Genomic DNA, 18658 nt, shown 5'->3' with positions numbered 1-18658 from the left:
TCAATTTGATCGCTTGGCGCCACAAGTCTGCGCGGCGGCATGAAACTACTCAGCGGAGAAAGGCGCAAGTCGGGCTGTTCGCAGTCATCACATCTGCTGCCCACACTTCGGCCGAATAGACTTGTCCGCATATCCAAGGCATCTGAGACTGAACCTCAGAACACTCAGTTTCCGTCTCTCGCCAGAGGGTGCAAATGGCACCATCCATTGTCGTGACGCTGATCTCGCTTGTGGCCGCTCGAAGGCGTACAACGCCGCCGCCGTACAGCCTATGAACGGTTTGGAGCACCGAAGGAAGTTCGGCTGACTGGCGGCCGCACAGTCAACGCTGGGTGCGGAGCGCATCGTGGATGCTCGGCCTTGAGGCCGGATGCCTGGGATGAGCCGTGCTTGTGGATGCAACGCCGCGCCATGATCGCCGGCAACTCAGATCACGACAACTGAGGACGGTAAGTCCAGCCCACCTCTTACAGCCATCGACACAGCTGCATTCCGAAAGCCCCTGGCTCGACGATTGACCGATACCATTGCCCTGTGTGAAGGCGCGTGGAAATGGCTTCTATTCATTGTGACCTTCAAACAGCTGCTCATCAATTTCGGGCCGGCTCAGTCATAGGCTCTGCGCCCTTGGGCGCGCGGGTTGCTAACGTCACTTCCGGAACGGCCCCGCCCAAAGCGTTCGCCCACAGAGGTTATGGTGTCGTTCCTCGGGCCGCAAAGCTGAACGCGGCGCCTGGTGGTCGCGCGCCTGTCGCTGTCGCGGGGGATTGCCCGACTTGGCTTCGACAGGCATGAACGCTCCGTCCATCAGACCGCGCAGTCCATCCAACCCGCGAAACGCCTGAAGTCGGTACGACCAGATATGGTGCAAAGGAAATGGCAACAATCGACGGTGTAATCCGGAGCGACACGGCTAAGGCGCCTCCATTCTCCGACCAGGCCGTTTCCACCAAAAAACTGATCAGTTTCGTTCCAGTTTCCTGAACTTGCCATGGCGCGCACCGGCTGGAGCAGAGGAGGGAGGCTACGGGGACCCCGCGCATATAAACGAACGTGCACCGCGTGGGAGGCTTCCAACGCGGTTTGGAATGACGGAACAAGCGAAGGCCGTTGCCCGGCTTATCATGATCAGGCCATATGGCCTTGTCTTTACACCCATATGGCCTTATATTGTGCCATCAAGGAGAACATGACCATGGAAAGCGCCGTCAAAGAACGTCCGGTGGCCGATGTCCAGGCTGTCGCCCTCAAAGCCTTCAGCCGCATTGCCGAGGCGTGGTCGCTGACCGGCCGGGAAGCGGCGGCCCTTGCCGACATGTCGGACTCGACCTGGAAACGTGCCAAGAAGCCCGGATTTTCCGGAGAACTGACACGCGACCAGATACTGCGACTCAGCGCCCTGGTCGGGCTCTACAAGTCGCTCGAACTCTATTTCAATCCGCCGGTTGCGGAACAGTGGATCAAACTGGCCAATCGAGGCCCCGAATTTGACGGCCAGCGCCCGATCGATGCAATGATCCGCGGCGGTTTGCCGAAGATCCTGCGCGTGCGCACCTATGTCGATGCGCTGCGGGGCGGTGTTTGAAGATCACGAGCATAAACGACCGGGGACTGGTCCGCCTGATTCCGGCGACATATCACAAGCCGCCGGTGCTGCGCGGGCTCGTCGATACCGACGAGGAAGCGGAAATCCTCGCCGAGCTTGAAGGCGAGACCAGCGCCCGCCTGATCGCGGAGCGCGACGGCAGCCCGGCCCTCGACAGGCGCGAGCTGGTGTTCGCCCGCCGGGCTCACGACCTGAAACTCTACGGCGAAAGCCATATCAATGCGGCCTTCACCTACACGCGCCCGACCGGCAACCGTTTCAACGGCGGCGATCGGGGGGCCTGGTATTGCAGCTACGACGTTCTGACCTCGGCCGAAGAAGTCGGCTTTCACAGAACCCGGGAACTCGGGTTTATCGGCGTTTTCCGGGACGAAGCGCGCTATGTCGAGCTTCTGGCGGACTTCATCGGTGATTTTCCTGATCTCAACGGCACGCCGGAGCATCCCGCCCTGAGCGCAGATCCGGAGATCGGCTATCCGGAGGGCCAGGCGCTCGCCGCAGCCCTTCGGCGGGAGGGACATCGCGGACTGCTTTACCCTTCGGTGCGCCACAGGGGCGGGCGGTGTTTTGCCGCCTTCGACCCGGGCATCATCCAGAACGTCCGCCCCGGCGCCAGCTGGCAGCTGACCTGGAACGGCACGCCGGAGTTTTCGGTCGAAGGAATTTGATGGGGCCGGGCATTCAATGCCGAGCTGCCGGGCGACTGCTCACCCCAGCATGCGTGCAGACCGCCGCCGGCCACGTCCGGCGTCGTTGTAATAGGACGACGCCTGGGCAAGCGATCTGTGGCGGGACTGGAGCATGGCATCCTGGATGGGAATGTCTCGGTTGGCGGCCTCGGTGAGGAAACCGGAGCGCAGGCCGTGGGCGGAGAAGTCCCGCGGGTCAAGCCCGGCGCGGGCGCAGCGGGCCTTCAGAATAGCATTCACCGACTGCGGGGTGAGGGCGCGGCTCTTGACGTTGCCCCATTGATCGATCGCCCGGAACACCGCCCCCTCCGAGATTTCTGACGCTTCCAGCCAGGTTTTAAGAGCTACGACGGGACGGCCGATCAAAAGCACGGCATTGTCATCGGAAGGGCCCTCGGTTTTGGTCCGGCCGAGGCGGAGGCCGGCGGCGGGCAACAGATCGCTGTCAGGATCGTTCGGATCGGCGGGCAGGGGATCTTCCCAATCGATCTGGCTGAGGCGCAATCCTGCCAGTTCCGAACGGCGCCGGCCCCCGGAAGCAAAGCCGGTCAGCAGCAGCGCCCTGTCGCGGATATCCGCCAGGGACGGCCCTGAAACCTCCGTCCCCTCGCAGGTCGCCAGCAGGCGTTCCAACAGATCGGCGGTGACGGCCTTGCGGCTCTTGCGGGTTTTCGGGCGGCCGGCGACGCGCACAGCCAGACGCAGGGCGGAGCGCACGTCCGGCGCGGAAAAGTGCCCCGAAACGTTGCGCCAGCGGTGCAGCGTCGACCACGAAGCCAGCCGGCGCTGGACCGTTGACGGGGCATGCGGCTGGCGCGGGCCGCCGGCTTTCGGGCCGCGCAACAGCTTTTGCGCTTCAAGCATATCGGCAATGTCCTCGGGCATGCCGTGCGCCGGGTCCTTTTCGCGTTGTTCGGGATCCCAGAGATGATGCGCGATGAATTTGAGGATCAGCGGGACAGGCGCGGGCCAGGGCAGGGCCGCGCCCGTCGCGGCCAGACACCAGGCTTCGAGATAGGACAAATCGGAGGTGAGGGCGCGCAGGGAATTGGCACCCATGCCTTCCCTGGCAAGATGGCGCAGGGTCTCGACGTCGTCATCGGTCAACAGCTGCGCCAGTTGCTCGACCCGGTCCGTCGCGCCCATGGCGGGCAGGATTGCAGACAGGGTGTCGAGCTTTCCCACTCTTGCGCTGACACCGTCGTTGCGGTCGGGAAGGCGGCCTCGGGACATGGTTTTCGCTCTTCGAAAGGGTCGATGGGACGGGTGATTGCGGACTGAGTTTAGCGGAATCGGTCTGAAATTGATAGACATCGATAAGCTTTAATTATCATTATCTATGTATCCAAGTTGACGTCTATCCATGTAATGATAGTTTTCGCCTTGCTTGTTATGGTTAATAAGGTATTATCACGCTATCTCAACGGCTTAGGATCTCCCGAAACACCTCAGGGAGCTGCCCCGGCTCCAGTCTTGCTGGACCCTTAGACGCCGCCAGTCGCGCGCCCGCCCGCGCCGACGAACGCCTCCGGCGCAGCCCCGCGCTTGCCGGCCTGCTCCACCAGCTCGGCCCCGGCATGCCCAGGAGTTGTCCGGCCGCAGCCGCTCCCAGGCGCGGGCGTGCTGTGAACCCTTTCGTTCCCAGATGAGAACCTTGTTTCCGGCCGGGGCGGCAGGTTTGGACTGGCTCTGTGAGACACTTCTGGATGAGGCGGCACAGGTCAGAGGCCGGCAGGTGCTGTGCTTCCTGCCTGTCGACTTGAGAGGAGGGGAGGGGAGGGCGGACTTTCTATTTGCGCGTATAGCCGCGTTTCAGCTTCCGTCCGGTCAGCTGCTCCTTGCGCGCCTGGGCCGCGCTGAACTCTGCACAATATTCCAGACGCGACTGTCCCCACGTGCCGAGACGTCCCCACGATCGGTGGACAACAAAGCCTCCGAAAAACGTCGGCTCGATCGATAGCGAATAGAACCGTGCCATGTTGCGGCGCGGTTCAATGCGCATCAGAAGAATGAGGTTGTCATCGGTCTCCATGCCAACATTGTGCCAATGCGCGCGGCGGTGGTCCAATGAAGAATCTGAATCGAATACCGTCCCACGTTTCAGAATAACGATGGATTCAGTGTGAACCGTGAATAGATCATGGAGGGCGTTGTCGATATGGTGCGCTTTCCGATGCAACACGACGTCAGCGTGCGTTTCCAGGTGCTGTCGTCTTCCAGCGCCGTAGGCGAGACGCTGATCGAGACTGCACATGTGATGCAGGCCGATCTTGGCGGGCGGTTTCGAGCGCAGCCAGCTGCGGGGGGTCGGTGTTCGGCTGTACTACAAAAACGCCGATTGCAGATGACAGCGTTCATCGATTTCTGGCGAACTGACCGATAGTTGCGCTGGAAACGATGGTTGCTTTCCTCTCCACGGCAGGCGCTTGTCACGGAAGAAACCGGTCCGTCGAGACGGTCGAAACCATGGCCTGGGTGTTTCCGGCGGACGCCGACGTCCACAAGATGAAGAAGCCGGAGAGATTGCCCCAAACGACCGTGATCTAGCTTCCACCTGCGTCCTGAAGCGATGGATAACACCTTCACCCGCGGCGTCTTTTAACCCGATCCGTCCTGCGCATGCGCAGGATCAAATCCCGGCTGTCTTTTTTCAGGCATCATTCGACCAGTGCCAACGCCTGTGAAGAAGAGGTATGTCGAGTGAACCGCCAGCCCCACCCAACCCTGCGCTTTCTGGGCGCAGCGGGAACCGTCACCGGATCGCGGTATCTGATCGAAACCGGCCGGCGCCGGATCCTGGTCGACTGCGGTTTGTTTCAGGGGTTCAAACAGTTGCGCGCCCGCAACCGGAAACCCTTTCCGGTGCGCCCGTCCCACATCGACACGGTACTGTTGACCCATGCTCATCTGGATCATTCCGGCTACCTGCCGGCGCTCATCCGGGCAGGGTACAGCGGGCGGGTCCTGTGCACCGAGGCAACGGCGGAACTGTGCGGTCTGATCCTGCCCGACAGCGGGCACATCCAGGAAGAGGAAGCGCGCTACGCGCAGCGCAAGGGCTTCTCGAAACATGAAAAGCCGTTGCCGCTCTATACTCAGAAGGATGCGGAAGCGGCGCTGACGCACCTGGATATCCGGCCGTTCAACCGCCGGCTCGATCTCGGCGACGGAATTGCCGCGACCTTCATTCCCGCCGGCCATCTCCTCGGGGCCGCGCAGATAAGGCTGGAGGTCGAGGATACGGTCGTGCATTTCAGCGGCGATCTCGGCAGGGACTGCGACGCGCTGATGCGCCCTCCCGTGGCTTTCGAAGGGGCGGATGTGCTGGTGTGCGAATCCACCTACGGCAACCGCAGTCACAAGGACATCGACGCGGAAGCGGAACTTGCGCCCATCTTGCGGCGGGTTTTCGGCCGGGGTGGCACGGTGCTGATTCCGGCTTTCGCGGTCGGGCGGGCGCAGGGGCTCATGTATCATATCGCGCGGCTGATAAATCGGGGCGAGATCCCTTATGTGCCGGTGTATCTCAACAGCCCGATGGCGGTGGATGCGACGGAGATCTATCACCGGCACCACGACGAGCACCACGTTTCGTGGGAAGACTGCAAGGCAATGTTCACGCTTGCCAAGCGCGTCCACACGGTCGAGGAATCGAAGGAACTGAACACGCGGTTCGGGCCGATGATCATCATCTCGGCCAGCGGCATGCTGACCGGCGGCCGCATCCTGCATCACCTTGTCAGCTTCGGCGGCGACAGGCGCAACGCGATCCTGCTGTCCGGGTTTCAGGCCGGCGGCACCCGTGGTGCGTCCCTGGTCGATGGAGCCCGGCAGTTGCGGATGTTCGGACGGGACTTTCCCGTCAACGCGGAAGTCGTTCAGCTCGAGGCCTTCTCCGGCCACGCCGATGCGGGTGAGATCCTTGCCTGGATGCGCCATGCGGACCAGGTGCCGCGCATGACGTATCTCACCCACGGGGAACCGGCTGCGGCGGACACAATGCGTTTTAGGATCGAACACGAACTGGGCTGGCCGGCCCGCGTGCCGGAACATCTGGAAAGCATCGATCTGGACCACCCGCGATGACCGACACGCTTGCCATCATTCCCGCAGCGATAGACACCTACCGTCAGCCGGTGGTCTACATGCATGAGGACTGCCACATCTGCCGCTCCGAGGGCTTCGCCGCTCAGACCCGCATCCGTATTGACCTCGGTTCGCGCTGGCTGATTGCGACGTTGAACGTGGTCATGCGCGGTGGGTGGTTGAACGTACACGCGGCTGCGCTCTCCGCATCCGCGTGGGAGGCGCTCGGTGCAAGCGAGGGCGACCGGGCACGCTTTTCGCACCCGGAGCCTCCCGCCTCGACCTCCGCGATCCGGGCCAAGGCCTATGACGGCAGACTGAATGAGGCTGACTTTGCCGGCATCGTCCGGGACACTCTTGAAAACCGGCTCTCCGATCTTGAGCTTGCAGCCTTCTTCGCCGCCTGTGCTGGCGAGCGGATGGATACACGCGAGACAGTGTCGCTGACCCGCGCGATGCAGGCCGCGGGCGCGACGCTCGTCTGGGGTGGAAGGGCAATCCTCGACAAGCACTGTGTCGGCGGACTGCCCGGCAACCGGACGACTCCCATCGTCGTAGCAATCGTCGCAGCGGCCGGGCATCTGATTCCCAAGACCTCAAGCAGGGCGATCACCTCGCCGGCCGGCACCGCCGACACGATGGAGGTGATGGCGCCCGTGGCCCTCGATACGGCGGCACTCAGGCGCGTGGTCGAGGCGGAAGGCGGATGCATTGTCTGGGGCGGCGGGATTCACCTCAGTCCTGCGGACGATCATTTCATCCGCATCGAGCATGTCCTTGATTTCGACAGCACCGGCCAGTTGGTGGCAAGCATATTGTCGAAGAAGGCAGCAGTCGGCGCCACAAGGGTCCTGATCGATATCCCGGTCGGGCCGACAGCCAAGGTGCGCTCGGCCCATGCCGCACGGGTTCTCGGGTCGATGCTCATCTCGGTTGCCGAGGCCATCGGTTTGCACGTCGAATTGCATCGAAGCGATGGAAGTGCCCCGGTCGGGCGGGGCATCGGACCCGTGCTGGAGGCAATGGACGTTCTCGCCGTACTGCGGCGAAATGCGGATGCGCCGGCGGATCTGCGCACCCGCGCCATCGATCTTGCCGGCAAGCTCCTCGATATGGCGTCAGGCTCCGGGCTCCGGAGTGGCCGTGATCTGGCGCAGTCCCTGCTCGACAGCGGCGCCGCGGAGGCGAAATTCATGGCGATCTGTGCCGCCCAGGGCGGTTTTCGCGAGCCGGCACCCGCATTTCAAAGCACGGAAATAACAGCGCCCACGGCAGGAAAAGTCGCCGCCTTCAACAATCGGCTGATCGCCCGGGTTGCCAAACTGGCCGGGGCACCACGTCAGAAGAGCGCCGGCGTACGGCTTCTGGTGCGCTCCGGCGACCGGGTCGAGGCCGGCGAGCCACTTTACGAGATCCACGCGGAAACACCGGGGAGCTCAAATATGCGCGCAGCTATGCGGAGAGCCAGCCAGATATCGTGACCTTGTCGGAGTCTGGATGACACGTCTCCTGATCCCATTTCCCGATATGGCGCCCCTGGCCGAGGAACTGGGGTCGCTCTTGGACGCGAATATCCGTCCTCTGGGATGGCACCAGTTTCCCGACGGCGAGAGCCTCGTAACCCTGCCGGCCGGTCTCGATGGAGCGGACGTGGCGATCGTTGCCTGCCTGCGGGATCCGGACCGGTCGGCGCTGCCATTGCGTTTCGCTGCTGCGACCGCGCGGAACCTCGGCGCCCGGCAAGTCGGGCTGATCGCGCCTTACCTGGCCTATATGCGGCAGGACCGGCGGTTCCATGACGGCGAGGCCGTCAGCGCGCGGCTCTTTGCCGATTTCCTTGCTGAAAGTTTCGACTGGCTGGTGACGGTCGATCCGCATCTGCACCGCATCCGGCGATTGGGCGAACTGTTCCCCATGCCCGCAGTCCGCGCCGCATCAGCGCCACTGCTTGCCGACTGGATCAGGGTGCACGTCCCGGACGCGGTCCTGTTGGGACCGGACAGCGAGAGCCGGCAATGGGTCGCCGAGGTCGCCAGGTTGGCGCACCGGCCCTTCCAGGTGCTGGCAAAGATCCGCCACGGCGATCACGCCGTCGATATCAGCGTGCCGGACGCAGATGCACTGTGTGCAGGTGTCCCAGTCATCCTTGATGACGTTGCCTCGTCGGGCAGGACACTGATGCAGACCCTCCAGCACCTGGGCAATGCGAGCACACGGCCACCCGTCTGTCTGGTGATCCACGCCGTCTTTGCGGGCAGCGCCTATGACGACATACTGGCCGCCGGAGCGTCCCGGGTCGTCACCACGAATACCATTCCCCACCCAAGCAACGCGATTTCGGTCGCGTCCCTTCTGGCCTACGCAATCCAAGACGTGGAGCAGTGCGGGACTGGATCCGGGTCAGGCGACCATTCTTCTCATGCGTGAGGGGAAGCTGTGCGACGGATCACGTCGACATGACACCGGTCATGGACTTCGATCCCACCGGCACGTCAATAGGACCGCGGGTGTCGCGCACTGCAAGTCCTATGCGCATCCTATGCGCAACTCCGGTGAGGGGTTCATGACAAGTCTGCGGGCGATGCCGTTTCCCGGCAGGCTGGCAACCTCGATCACGATCTCGGGATCGGTCAGCGTCACCAGCCGGTTCGAGATCGCCGGCAACTGCCCATCGTATCTGATGTCGGCGATCCCGCCGCCAAGCCGCACGATATGGCCGATGCGCGTGTCGCTCTGCATCATCCCCTGCTTTCCTTGCGACGGTGCCCAACAAGTGGCCCGATCGCTTCAGTGCTTCTGCGCGGCCTCGGCCGCCGCCACCTGCCGCTTCACAGCCACGAAACTGTCCGGGCTGACCGAGATGGAGTCGATGCCGCATTCGACAAGGAAGGCGGCGAACTCCGGATGATCGCTTGGCGCCTGGCCGCACAGGCCGATCTTGGCCCCGGCCTTGCGGGCCTCGGCAATCACGTTGGCGATCATCCACTTGACGGCCGCATCCTGCTCGTCGAACAGCTCCGCCAGTTCACCTGAATCGCGGTCCACGCCGAGCGTAAGCTGGGTAAGGTCGTTGGAGCCGATCGAGAAGCCGTCGAAGCGCTTGGCAAACTCCGCCGCAAGCACGACATTCGACGGGATTTCGCACATGACGAAGACCTGCAGGCCCTGTTCACCGCGCTTCAGCCCGTTCCCGGCCATCACCTCCAGCACCCGATCGGCTTCCTTGGTCGAGCGGCAGAACGGAATCATGACGACGACGTTCCTGAAGCCCATCTCGTTGCGCAGTCGACTGATGGCCTGGCATTCCAGCGCGAAACCCTCGCGATAGCGCGGCGAGTAATAGCGCGCCGCGCCCCGGAAGCCGATCATCGGATTGCTTTCCTCCGGTTCGAACTCGGCACCGCCGATCAGCCCAGCATATTCGTTGGTCTTGAAGTCGCTCATGCGCACGATCACGGGCCTGGGGTAGAGCGCGGCGGCGATGCGGGAGAGCCCGCGCGAAAGCCGGTCGACGAAATACTCGGTCTTGCTGGAATATCCCGCCGTCAAGTCGGCGATCTCGCGCTTTGCTGCCTCGTCCTTCAGCTGGTCGTAGCGCACCAATGCCATGGGGTGTACGCGGATATGGTTGGAAATCACGAATTCCATGCGGGCAAGCCCTACACCGTCGGCCGGAATGCGCCACCAGCGCGTTGCCGCGGCCGGGTTGGCCAGGTTCAGCATGATTTGCGTGCGCGTTTCCGGCAGGTCGGCCACATCCACCGTCTCGGTTTCGAAGCTTGCCGTGCCTTCATAGACAAAGCCCTGGTCGCCTTCGGCGCAGGAGACCGTCACTTCCTGTTCGGAATGAAGCACATGAGTGGCGTTGCCTGTGCCGACGATCGCCGGTAGGCCGAGTTCGCGGCTGACGATGGCGGCATGCGAGGTGCGCCCGCCATGGTCGGTGACGATGGCGGCCGCCCGCTTCATGACCGGCACCCAGTCGGGGTCGGTCGTGCCTGTGACGAGGATCGAGCCATCGACGAACCTGTCGATGTCGCGCGCATCCTCGATCAGGCAGACGCGGCCGGATACCACGGCATCGCCGATGGCGAGCCCCCGGACAAGCGTCTTTCCCTTTTCGCCGATCGTGTACGACTTGAAGGTGGTGTCTTCCCGCTGCGACTGGACCGTCTCGGGCCGCGCCTGGACGATGAAGATCTCGCCGGTTTCACCATCCTTGGCCCACTCCATGTCCATGGGGCAGCCGTAGTGGACCTCGATGGCGGTTGCCCAACGGGCGAGCGTGAGGATTTCCGGTTCCGACAGCACAAACGCGGTGCGTTCGGCTTTCGAGGTCGGTACGTTTCGCGTGGGACTGTCTCCGGAGGCGTAGATCATCTTCTGCGCCTTCTCACCGAGTGTCTTGCCGATGACAGGCGTCAGGGAGCGGTCGGGAAGAAGTGGCTTGAAAACCTGATACTCGTCGGGGTCCACGGCACCCTGCACGACATTCTCGCCCAGCCCCCAGGCGGCGTCGATCACCACCATATCCTTGAAGCCGGTTTCCGTGTCGATGGAGAACATCACGCCCGCGCCGCCGAGATCGGAGCGCACCATCTGCTGCACGCCGATCGAGAGCGCAACGCTCATGTGGTCGAAGCCCTTGGCCATGCGATAGCTGATGGCACGGTCGGTGAACAGGGAAGCATAGCAGCGCCGGCAGGCTTCGAGCAGGGCCTTCCCGCCGCTGATGTTGAGATAGGTCTCCTGCTGGCCGGCGAAACTTGCGTCGGGAAGGTCCTCGGCAGTGGCGCTTGAGCGCACGGCCACGTCGACGTCTGCCTTTCCAGTGCGCTTGCACAGCACGCGGTAGGCGTCCGTAATCGCGCTGGCCGTCCTTTCCGGCCATTCGCCCTTCAGGATCAGTGTGCGGATCGCCTTTCCGGTTTCAGCGAGGGTTTCCTTGCCCGCCGCCATCCCCGCCAGCAATTCGTCGATGCGTCCGCTCAGGTCATTCGCCTCGATATAGTTCCAGTAGGCGTCAGCGGTAGTAGCGAAGCCGGGCGGGACCCGGACGCCCTCGGGCGCCAGCGTCTGCACCATTTCGCCGAGCGAGGCGTTCTTGCCACCGACCAGGCCGATGTCGCCGCGCTTCACTTCCTCGAACCAGATGATCGGCCGCAAGCAGAGGCTCTCACCATTGTCGCTCGCGGCCGCCTGCGGACGAGATCGTGCTGTTCATGACGTGCTCCCTCTGCCGTCCTCGACCTTGCAACGTAACAACGAATTGCCAGGGAATGATGCAACTATGTGGTTTCCCCCGCTTGCCCGCCTTGACCCACGTCAATGCCGGCCGGGACGATTGACTGATATGCTCACTGCATGTTGAAGGCGCTTCTGTCGTGCCGGATAACGGGTCCGTTCGGCCGCGTAGCTTGGCTTTTGGGCAGAAGTCCAAACCAGGCTGCTCGGCGCGTTTTCAGGCCTTTTGTTGCTTGGCCGGAAAGGAACAGAACAATGACCAGACTGCACAAATGGATCACATCCGCCGGTTTGCTCGCTGCGTGTCTGCCGGGGGCAGCATGGGCGCAGAACAATCCCGGCATTGACCGCTACCAATGGGGACCGCACATGATGGGATGGGGCGGAGGGTGGCTCGGCATGATCTTCGGACCGATATTCATGATCCTGATTCTCGCTTTGACCATCGCGGCGGCAGTGTTGCTGATCCGCTGGCTCAGCGGACCCTGGCATCCGACCGCGACGCACCAGCCGCCTTCGGGACGCCCGCCGCTCGACATTCTGAAGGAGCGCTTTGCCCGCGGCGAGATCGACCAGCAGGAATTCGAGGAGCGACGCCGCGTTCTTGGCGAATGAGTGCCTTTGCCGGGAATTCGATTTCGCCCTGGCGGAAGGTGACCCGACAGCTGACGAGGGAACGTGCCGATAGCCACTCCGTTACGTAGCAAGACAACGGTAACACCTGAGTGGAGGGAAATCCTATGCGCGCGAAAGACGTCATGACTGCATCCGTCGTCACGGTCGGCACCGATACGAGCGTGCGTGAAATTGCAGGAATACTGGCCGAACGGCGGATCAGCGCAGTTCCGGTGGTGTCCACGGATGGAAAAGTCGCCGGCATCGTCAGCGAAGGTGATCTGATCCGCCGTGCGGAGACGCAGACGGAACGCCGTCCCTCGTGGTGGCTCACTCTCCTGTCCGATCCGGCGGACAAGGCACTCGACTACATCAAGGCGCATGGCGGCACCGCAAAAGACGTGATGACCCGCAAAATCATCAGCGTTGGCGAGGACGCCACGCTCGAAGAGATCGCCGACACACTCGAGCGCAATCACATCAAGCGCGTTCTCGTCATGACCGACGGCAAGCTCGTCGGCATCGTGAGCCGCGCCGACCTTTTGCGCGGCCTGGCCTCGCGAAAGCCGGCAAGCGAGCAGGTCGCAAAGGATGACGAGGCACTCCGCAAGAACGTGGAAGAGGCTTTGAAACAGACCGGTGCAACCAGAACATTCGTTACCGTCATCGCGTCGGACGGCGTTGTTCATCTTTGGGGCGCTGTCGACACGCAGCAGGAAAAAGACGCCATTCGCGTGGCTGCGGAAAACACCGCTGGCGTCAAGAACGTCGACAATGGATTAAGTGTATTGCCACCGATGGTACGCGCCGCCATGTGGGCCGACTAGCCGCATTCCAGTGTCACACGCTTCAGCCAGCCTGCCAGCGGCCCGAAAAAGGCCCAAGGCAGAGACCGGGCAAACGGCCCTTGGTCGAGAGGCCGCTACCTGCGACACTTCAAACGAGGGGCGGAGCGTGTCGGCTTGACCGGTTCGCCCGAAACGTCCGCAATCGCGCGCGCAGCCTGAGCGGACACTCTCAAGGGTATTCCGACATTGGCTTCGCAATACACAAAGAACAGCATCACTCTTCCCGACGCAATCGCCATGGGTACCGGCGTCATGATCGGCGCCGGAATTCTGGCTCTTACCGGCCAGATCGCGGAGCTTGCCGGCCCTTTGTTTCCGTTCGTATTCATATCCGGTGCGTGCGTCACCGCCTTCAGCGCATACACTTACGTGAAGATGTCCAACGCATACCCGTCGGCGGGCGGCATCGGCATGATCCTGCAAAAGGCCTATGGTCCAACGACCGTTGCCGCAGGAGCTGCGCTGCTGATGGCCCTGTCGATGGTAATCAATGAAAGCCTGGTGGCACGCACTTTCGCGAACTATCTGCTGCGCGGATTCGGAACCGAGCCCCAAGGCTGGCCGGTCCCTGCCATCGGCGTCGGTGTGATCGTCTTCGCTTACCTTGTGAACGTCTCCGGCAACCGTTCGGTCGGGTTGGTCTCGATCGTCATGGCGATCCTCAAGGTCGGCGGCATCGCGTTGTTCGGGGCGGCCGCTCTGTGGGCAGGCGGCTTTTCCTTCCAGGTCGCCGGGGAAGGTGCCTCGACCGATGGCATCACCGGGTTCATTGCTGCCACGGCCCTGGCGATCCTTGCCTTCAAAGGGTTCACGACGATCACCAACAGCGGTGCTGAGATCACTAGCCCGCATCGCAATGTCGGTCGCGCGATCATCGCCGCAATCGGCATTTGCATTGTGGTCTATTTGCTGGTCGCGTTTGCAGTCAGTTCCAGCCTGCCGCTCGAACAGATCATTCGGGCGAAGGACTATGCACTCGCGGAAGCCGCAGAACCTGCACTCGGCAAGGTCGGGTTCTACCTCACCGTGGCGCTGGCGCTGGTGGCCACGGCCTCCGGTCTGATTGCCAGCATCTTCGCCGTTTCACGCATGCTGGCAATGCTCACGGAGATGAAACTCATCCCTCACAGCCATTTCGGCATGCCCGGTGTCATCCGCGACCATACGCTTGTCTATACCGTCGTCATTGCCGGATTTCTTACCGTCTTCTTCGACCTGAGCCAGATCGCATCGCTTGGCGCGTTTTTCTATCTGGTCATGGACATCATCATCCACTGGGGCGTCTTCCGGTATTTGCGGGTCAAGATCGGTGCAAGTGGATGGATCATGCTCACGGCGATCGGCCTGGATGTCATTGTCCTGGCGACCTTCGCCTGGCTGAAATGGCAGCACGACCCCGCAATAGTGCTCAGCGCCCTCTTCGGCATGGCGCTCGTCTTCCTGTGCGAGAAGGTTTTCCTGCACCTCAATCCACCGACCGAGCATCACCGTCACGCGCACTGAACTAGATACTTGAGATATCAGGCTGGAATGCGTTGCTCTCCAGCACACTGCGATCTGACCAGTTGAATCGAAGGATGTTGTGAATGTCAAACAATGGTCAACTCAACCCTCACGACCGGGCAGAACAGTCTGCGCACGACACCGTGAAAATCTACACCTGCCCGATGCACCGCGAGATACGGCAGGAAGACCCAGGTGATTGTCCCAAATGCGGAATGCACCTCGTGCCCGAGGGCGAGGCCGATGACAGTCACAAGCATCATGGCCACGACCACGAGGAAGGCGAGGGCAACGACGATGGCACGGCAGCGACAGCAGGCCGCTACGATACCGTGCCGGCAGGCTATGCCGGTCCGGTCTACACCTGCCCAATGCATCCGGAAGTGCGCCGGACGGAGCCGGGGTCCTGTCCGATCTGCGGTATGGGGCTGGAACCGGAAAGTACGGCGATGGCCGGCGACGAACCAAATCCCGAACTCGTGGACTTCACCCGCCGGTTCTGGGTCGGCGCCGTTCTCACCCTGCCTCTTCTCGTCTTGACGATGGGGCCTATGGTGGGCCTGTCCGGCGTTCGCGATGTCTTCGGCGAGCGCGCCACGCTCTGGATCGAGCTGGTACTTGGTACGCCCGTGGTGCTCTGGTGCGGATGGCCATTCCTGCTGCGTGGCTGGGATTCGTTCCGGACGTTCAACCTGAACATGTTCTCGCTGATCGCCATGGGCGTTATGGCGGCCTGGGTCTTCAGCATTGTCGCTGTTCTGGCTCCGGGTGTTTTCCCACAAGGGTTCCGCGACGCAGAGGGGCATGTCGGCGTCTATTTCGAGGCGGCCGCCGTGATCGTGGTGCTGGTGCTTCTCGGCCAGGTCATGGAACTGCGGGCCCGGGAGGGAACCGGCAAGGCGATCCGGGCGCTGCTGGACATGGCCGCGAAGACCGCACGGGTGATCCGCTCCGACGGCAATGAGGAAGAGATCCCGCTGGACGAGGTTCAGATCGGAGACCGGCTGCGCGTGCGTCCGGGCGACAAGATACCGGTCGACGGCGTTGTGACGGACGGCCGCTCGTCGGTGGATGAAAGCATGATCACGGGCGAGCCGGTGCCGGTCGAAAAGACCGAGGGAGATCCGGTGACCGGAGCGACGATCAACGGCACCGGCGGCCTGATCATGGAAGCGAGGCGGGTCGGGGCCGACACGGTGCTCAGCCAGATCGTCGAAATGGTCGCCAAAGCGCAGCGCAGCCGCGCTCCGATCCAGAAATACGCCGACAAGGTCGCCGGCTGGTTTGTGCCGGCGGTCATCGGCGTTGCGATCCTTGCCTTTGTCGGCTGGTCGATCTGGGGACCGGCGCCAGCGCTGGCCTATGCGCTCGTTGCTGCGGTGGCCGTACTCATCATCGCCTGCCCCTGCGCGCTCGGCCTTGCGACGCCGATGTCGATCATGACCGCCACGGGCCGCGGCGCGCAGACCGGCGTCCTGATCAAGAATGCGGAGGCGCTGGAGCGCTTCGAGAAGGTCGACACGCTCATCGTCGACAAGACCGGGACGCTGACCGTCGGAAAGCCGAGGCTGGTGGCGGTCCTGCCGGAGGACGGCCACGAGGAAACCGAAGTGCTGCGCCTTGCTGCGACGCTCGAGAGAGGTTCGGAGCACCCGCTGGCGGAAGCCATTGTCGCGGGCGCAGAGGAGCGCGGCATAAAGCTCGCGGAGGCGACGGATTTCGATGCGGTCACGGGCAAGGGCGTCAAGGGAACTGTTGACGGCAAGGCCGTGGCGCTTGGCAATCTCAAGCTGGTCGAAGACCTTGGGCTTCAGGCCTCTGCGCTGACCGACAAGGCCAATGCCCGCCGCGATGAGGGCGAAACCGTGATGTTCGTCATGCTCGAAGGCGCCGTTGCCGGACTTGTCAGTGTCGCCGATCCGGTGAAGGAGACGACCCCCGAGGCGCTGAAGGCGCTGCATGAGCTCGGTTTCCGGATCATCATGGCGACCGGCGACAACGAACGCACGGCGAAGGCGGTGGCTGCAAAGCTCGGCATCGATGAAATCCGCGCCGACGTCCTGCCCGAGGACAAGGCACGGATCATCAAGGAGCTGCAGGGCGAGGGCCGAAAGGTCGCCATGGCGGGCGACGGCGTGAACGATGCCCCTGCGCTGGCGCAGGCGGATGTCGGCATCGCCATGGGCACCGGGGCGGATGTTGCCATCGAGTCGGCCGGAATTACCCTGGTGAAAGGCAATCTCGACGGCATTGTTCGTGCGCGCCGGCTCGCCCATGCCACCATGCGCAACATCCGGCAGAACCTGTTCTTCGCGCTGATATACAATGCCTCCGGCGTACCGGTCGCCGCTGGGGTGCTGTATCCGGCGTTCGGAATCCTGATCAGTCCGATGTTCGCCGCCTTCGCCATGAGCGCCTCGTCGATCTCCGTGGTCCTCAACGCGCTGCGGCTGCGCCGGGCAAAGATCTGAGCTGCGGTTCTGTCGCAAAATATGCCTGCAGCGAGTAGCGAACATTGTATTTCCCAGATCAGGCGGCAAAGTTCACGAACTGCTGAAATGGACAGACTTCTTCCCTGAACTGTCCCTCGCGGATCATGCCGGCAACCTCAATGCCAGCCAGCGTTGAGACGGCTGCTACGAACGATTTGAAACCAAGCATGGGCCGGGTCCGGCGCTTGATGAAACGGTGATCTTGCTCAACGATGTTGTTGAGGTACTTGATGCGCACTATCTCGATCGGAATTGGGCAGCCGAAGCACCGCAACATTCGATTGATCTCGTCGATCCCGGCGGTATTGGCGCCGCTCTTGTCGATCACGATTTTTCGCGGCATTCCGTTCGCTTCAAGGGCACGAGCGAAGAACTTCGTGGCAGCCGCCTTGTTTCGACGTCTGGACAGCACGAAGTCCAGCGTTTTTCCGAACCTATCGACCGCTCGATAAGGATAGACCCATTTACCCTTCACGCGAATATTGATCTCGTCCATCCGCCAGGGTCGACCCACCGGGCGTTTGCGGCGACGGGCTTCGTCGGCCACCTGGCTGGCATATTTCGTGACCCGGTTGAGCGTCGCATGATCGACCGTCACGCCGCGTTCGGCGAGGATTTCCCCAAGGTCGCGATATGATACGCCGTAGCGGACGTAGAAGAAGACAGCGAAGAGGTTCACATCCTTGGGGAAATGAGCACCGTTAAAGGTAATTGCCATCGTCACGTCTAAACATCAACGGCAAATCCATACTCCACATCGGTTCACGAAAACTTTGCGACAGATCCGCTCGCCGGACCTTTGACGCCGCTAGGCGCGGGCGCGCGCCGCAAGCCGTTCCGTTGCCAGGTGAGAACCTTGTGTTCGGGCCGGGTCGGCAGGTTCGGTTCAGCTCCGTGAGGCACTTCTGCTTGAGGCAGCACAGGTCAGAGGCCGGCAGGTGCTGTGCTTCCTGCCGGTCGACGTGAGGGAAGGGGAGGGCGGGCTTTCTATTTACGCGTATAGCCGCGTTTCAGCTTCCGTTCGATCAAATGCTCTTTACGCTGGAAAACGGCGTGGGATCCCGACGCCAATCGGCGTTGTAAGCTTTTGAATTCACATCTGCGAGGGGGCACTCGGCAGCGCCGTATTACAGGTGACATGTCGCGTCGGCCTCGCTGGCCCGGTTTGCGCACCCAGTCAAGCGCCTCGGCCGCACGCCCGATCTCCAGCAACTGAGCAGCAATCCCCAGTGAATCCTGCATGTGCTGTCGCTTTTCCGCCTCCAGTGCGACGAGCAGGTCGAGATCGCCCCGCGCTGCAGCGATGCTCTGACGCATCCCGGCCCATTCTGAGGTCATGGAGTAGGACCAGCCATCCGATTTCCGCACCATTTCGTCGGCCTGTCGTTCAGCGATGGCGTGTTTAAAATCGCGTGGTCGACAATAGCTCGATGTTAGTGTTAACTTTACGTAACTTTTTCGGGGGACTTATGCTTATTAAGCGACACGGTCTTTTTAGCCGTGACTGCGGGAATTTGCGGTCCGTTAAAAATAACGAAAAAAAGAAGATTTCGCTGACATTCTTTCGGGTAAGGA

General features: G+C 62.3%; 15 protein-coding genes. 9 read left to right on the top strand and 6 right to left on the bottom strand.

Features of this window, described 5'->3' with window-relative positions; all coding sequences use genetic code 11:
- Window positions 1-1195 precede the first annotated feature (1195 nt).
- Both ON753_RS00740 and ON753_RS00735 read left to right on the top strand, forming a co-directional pair.
- Entirely contained in the window at window positions 1196-1585 is a 390-nt protein-coding gene (locus ON753_RS00740; RefSeq protein ID WP_265960634.1) for an antitoxin Xre-like helix-turn-helix domain-containing protein, read from the top strand.
- Window positions 1582-2274 (top strand): RES family NAD+ phosphorylase, encoded by a 693-nt coding sequence (locus tag ON753_RS00735; protein ID WP_265960633.1) that lies wholly within the window; start codon window positions 1582-1584, stop codon window positions 2272-2274. Before ON753_RS00740 ends, ON753_RS00735 begins: the two co-directional genes overlap by 4 nt.
- Before the next feature lie 39 nt (window positions 2275-2313).
- On the opposite strand, the gene ON753_RS00730 is transcribed toward ON753_RS00735, so the two are convergent.
- Window positions 2314-3528 (bottom strand): site-specific integrase, encoded by a 1215-nt coding sequence (locus ON753_RS00730; RefSeq protein WP_265960632.1) that lies wholly within the window; start codon window positions 3526-3528, stop codon window positions 2314-2316.
- Between the two features lie 556 nt (window positions 3529-4084).
- Entirely contained in the window at window positions 4085-4549 is a 465-nt protein-coding gene (locus ON753_RS00725) for a WGR domain-containing protein (RefSeq protein WP_265960630.1), read from the bottom strand.
- 446 nt (window positions 4550-4995) lie between these two features.
- Here ON753_RS00725 and ON753_RS00720 point away from each other — a divergent pair, with 446 nt between their 5' ends.
- Genes ON753_RS00720 through ON753_RS00710 form a run of 3 tightly spaced genes read left to right on the top strand, consistent with a single transcriptional unit; the run spans window position 4996 to window position 8808 of the window.
- Window positions 4996-6381, top strand: a complete 1386-nt coding sequence (locus tag ON753_RS00720) for an MBL fold metallo-hydrolase RNA specificity domain-containing protein (RefSeq protein WP_265960629.1) — start codon at window positions 4996-4998, stop codon at window positions 6379-6381.
- Window positions 6378-7862, top strand: a complete 1485-nt coding sequence (locus ON753_RS00715) for a thymidine phosphorylase family protein (RefSeq protein WP_265960628.1) — start codon at window positions 6378-6380, stop codon at window positions 7860-7862. The genes ON753_RS00720 and ON753_RS00715 overlap by 4 nt, the downstream gene beginning before the upstream one ends.
- Before the next feature lie 16 nt (window positions 7863-7878).
- Window positions 7879-8808, top strand: coding sequence for a ribose-phosphate diphosphokinase (locus ON753_RS00710; protein WP_265960627.1), 930 nt, complete (start codon window positions 7879-7881; stop codon window positions 8806-8808).
- A gap of 99 nt (window positions 8809-8907) precedes the next feature.
- On the opposite strand, the gene ON753_RS00705 is transcribed toward ON753_RS00710, so the two are convergent.
- Both ON753_RS00705 and ppsA read right to left on the bottom strand, forming a co-directional pair.
- Window positions 8908-9123, bottom strand: a complete 216-nt coding sequence (locus ON753_RS00705; RefSeq protein WP_265960626.1) for a hypothetical protein — start codon at window positions 9121-9123, stop codon at window positions 8908-8910.
- A gap of 45 nt (window positions 9124-9168) precedes the next feature.
- Window positions 9169-11547, bottom strand: a complete 2379-nt coding sequence (gene ppsA / locus ON753_RS00700; RefSeq protein WP_265960625.1) for a phosphoenolpyruvate synthase — start codon at window positions 11545-11547, stop codon at window positions 9169-9171.
- A gap of 333 nt (window positions 11548-11880) precedes the next feature.
- Between ppsA and ON753_RS00695 the strand changes: the two genes are divergently transcribed.
- From ON753_RS00695 to ON753_RS00680, 4 genes are all read left to right on the top strand, one after another.
- A complete protein-coding gene (locus tag ON753_RS00695; RefSeq protein ID WP_265960624.1) occupies window positions 11881-12240 on the top strand; it encodes an SHOCT domain-containing protein in 360 nt (119 codons plus the stop codon).
- Window positions 12241-12365: 125 nt separating this feature from the next.
- Entirely contained in the window at window positions 12366-13067 is a 702-nt protein-coding gene (locus ON753_RS00690; RefSeq protein WP_265960622.1) for a CBS domain-containing protein, read from the top strand.
- Window positions 13068-13274: 207 nt separating this feature from the next.
- A complete protein-coding gene (locus ON753_RS00685) occupies window positions 13275-14591 on the top strand; it encodes an APC family permease (RefSeq protein WP_265960621.1) in 1317 nt (438 codons plus the stop codon).
- Window positions 14592-14674: 83 nt separating this feature from the next.
- On the top strand, window positions 14675-17062 hold the full coding sequence (locus ON753_RS00680) for a copper-transporting P-type ATPase (protein ID WP_265960620.1): 2388 nt from the start codon (window positions 14675-14677) through the stop codon (window positions 17060-17062).
- A gap of 58 nt (window positions 17063-17120) precedes the next feature.
- Here ON753_RS00680 and ON753_RS00675 read toward each other — a convergent pair whose 3' ends face one another.
- Both ON753_RS00675 and ON753_RS00670 read right to left on the bottom strand, forming a co-directional pair.
- Entirely contained in the window at window positions 17121-17801 is a 681-nt protein-coding gene (locus ON753_RS00675; RefSeq protein ID WP_265960619.1) for an IS6 family transposase, read from the bottom strand.
- A gap of 269 nt (window positions 17802-18070) precedes the next feature.
- Window positions 18071-18421: a DUF6880 family protein gene (locus tag ON753_RS00670; protein ID WP_323054661.1), complete on the bottom strand. Its 351-nt coding sequence runs from the start codon at window positions 18419-18421 to the stop codon at window positions 18071-18073.
- Between the last annotated feature and the right edge of the window lie 237 nt (window positions 18422-18658).

The sequence above is a fragment of the Roseibium salinum genome (assembly GCF_026240905.1).
Classification (GTDB): domain Bacteria; phylum Pseudomonadota; class Alphaproteobacteria; order Rhizobiales; family Stappiaceae; genus Roseibium; species Roseibium salinum.
This window is presented reverse-complemented; position numbering and strand designations above follow the sequence as displayed.

Bases quoted from the DNA above. Each gene is read 5' to 3' on its own strand.
- ON753_RS00690 (WP_265960622.1), top strand. From the start codon at position 12,366: ATGCGCGCGAAAGACGTCATGACTGCATCCGTCGTCACGGTCGGCACC.
- ON753_RS00695 (WP_265960624.1), top strand. From the start codon at position 11,881: ATGACCAGACTGCACAAATGGATCACATCCGCCGGTTTGCTCGCTGCG.
- ON753_RS00715 (WP_265960628.1), top strand. From the start codon at position 6,378: ATGACCGACACGCTTGCCATCATTCCCGCAGCGATAGACACCTACCGT.
- ON753_RS00705 (WP_265960626.1), bottom strand. From the start codon at position 9,123: ATGATGCAGAGCGACACGCGCATCGGCCATATCGTGCGGCTTGGCGGC.
- ON753_RS00725 (WP_265960630.1), bottom strand. From the start codon at position 4,549: ATGTGCAGTCTCGATCAGCGTCTCGCCTACGGCGCTGGAAGACGACAG.
- ON753_RS00670 (WP_323054661.1), bottom strand. From the start codon at position 18,421: ATGACCTCAGAATGGGCCGGGATGCGTCAGAGCATCGCTGCAGCGCGG.
- ON753_RS00740 (WP_265960634.1), top strand. From the start codon at position 1,196: ATGGAAAGCGCCGTCAAAGAACGTCCGGTGGCCGATGTCCAGGCTGTC.
- ON753_RS00675 (WP_265960619.1), bottom strand. From the start codon at position 17,801: ATGGCAATTACCTTTAACGGTGCTCATTTCCCCAAGGATGTGAACCTC.
- ON753_RS00730 (WP_265960632.1), bottom strand. From the start codon at position 3,528: ATGTCCCGAGGCCGCCTTCCCGACCGCAACGACGGTGTCAGCGCAAGA.
- ON753_RS00710 (WP_265960627.1), top strand. From the start codon at position 7,879: ATGACACGTCTCCTGATCCCATTTCCCGATATGGCGCCCCTGGCCGAG.
- ON753_RS00680 (WP_265960620.1), top strand. From the start codon at position 14,675: ATGTCAAACAATGGTCAACTCAACCCTCACGACCGGGCAGAACAGTCT.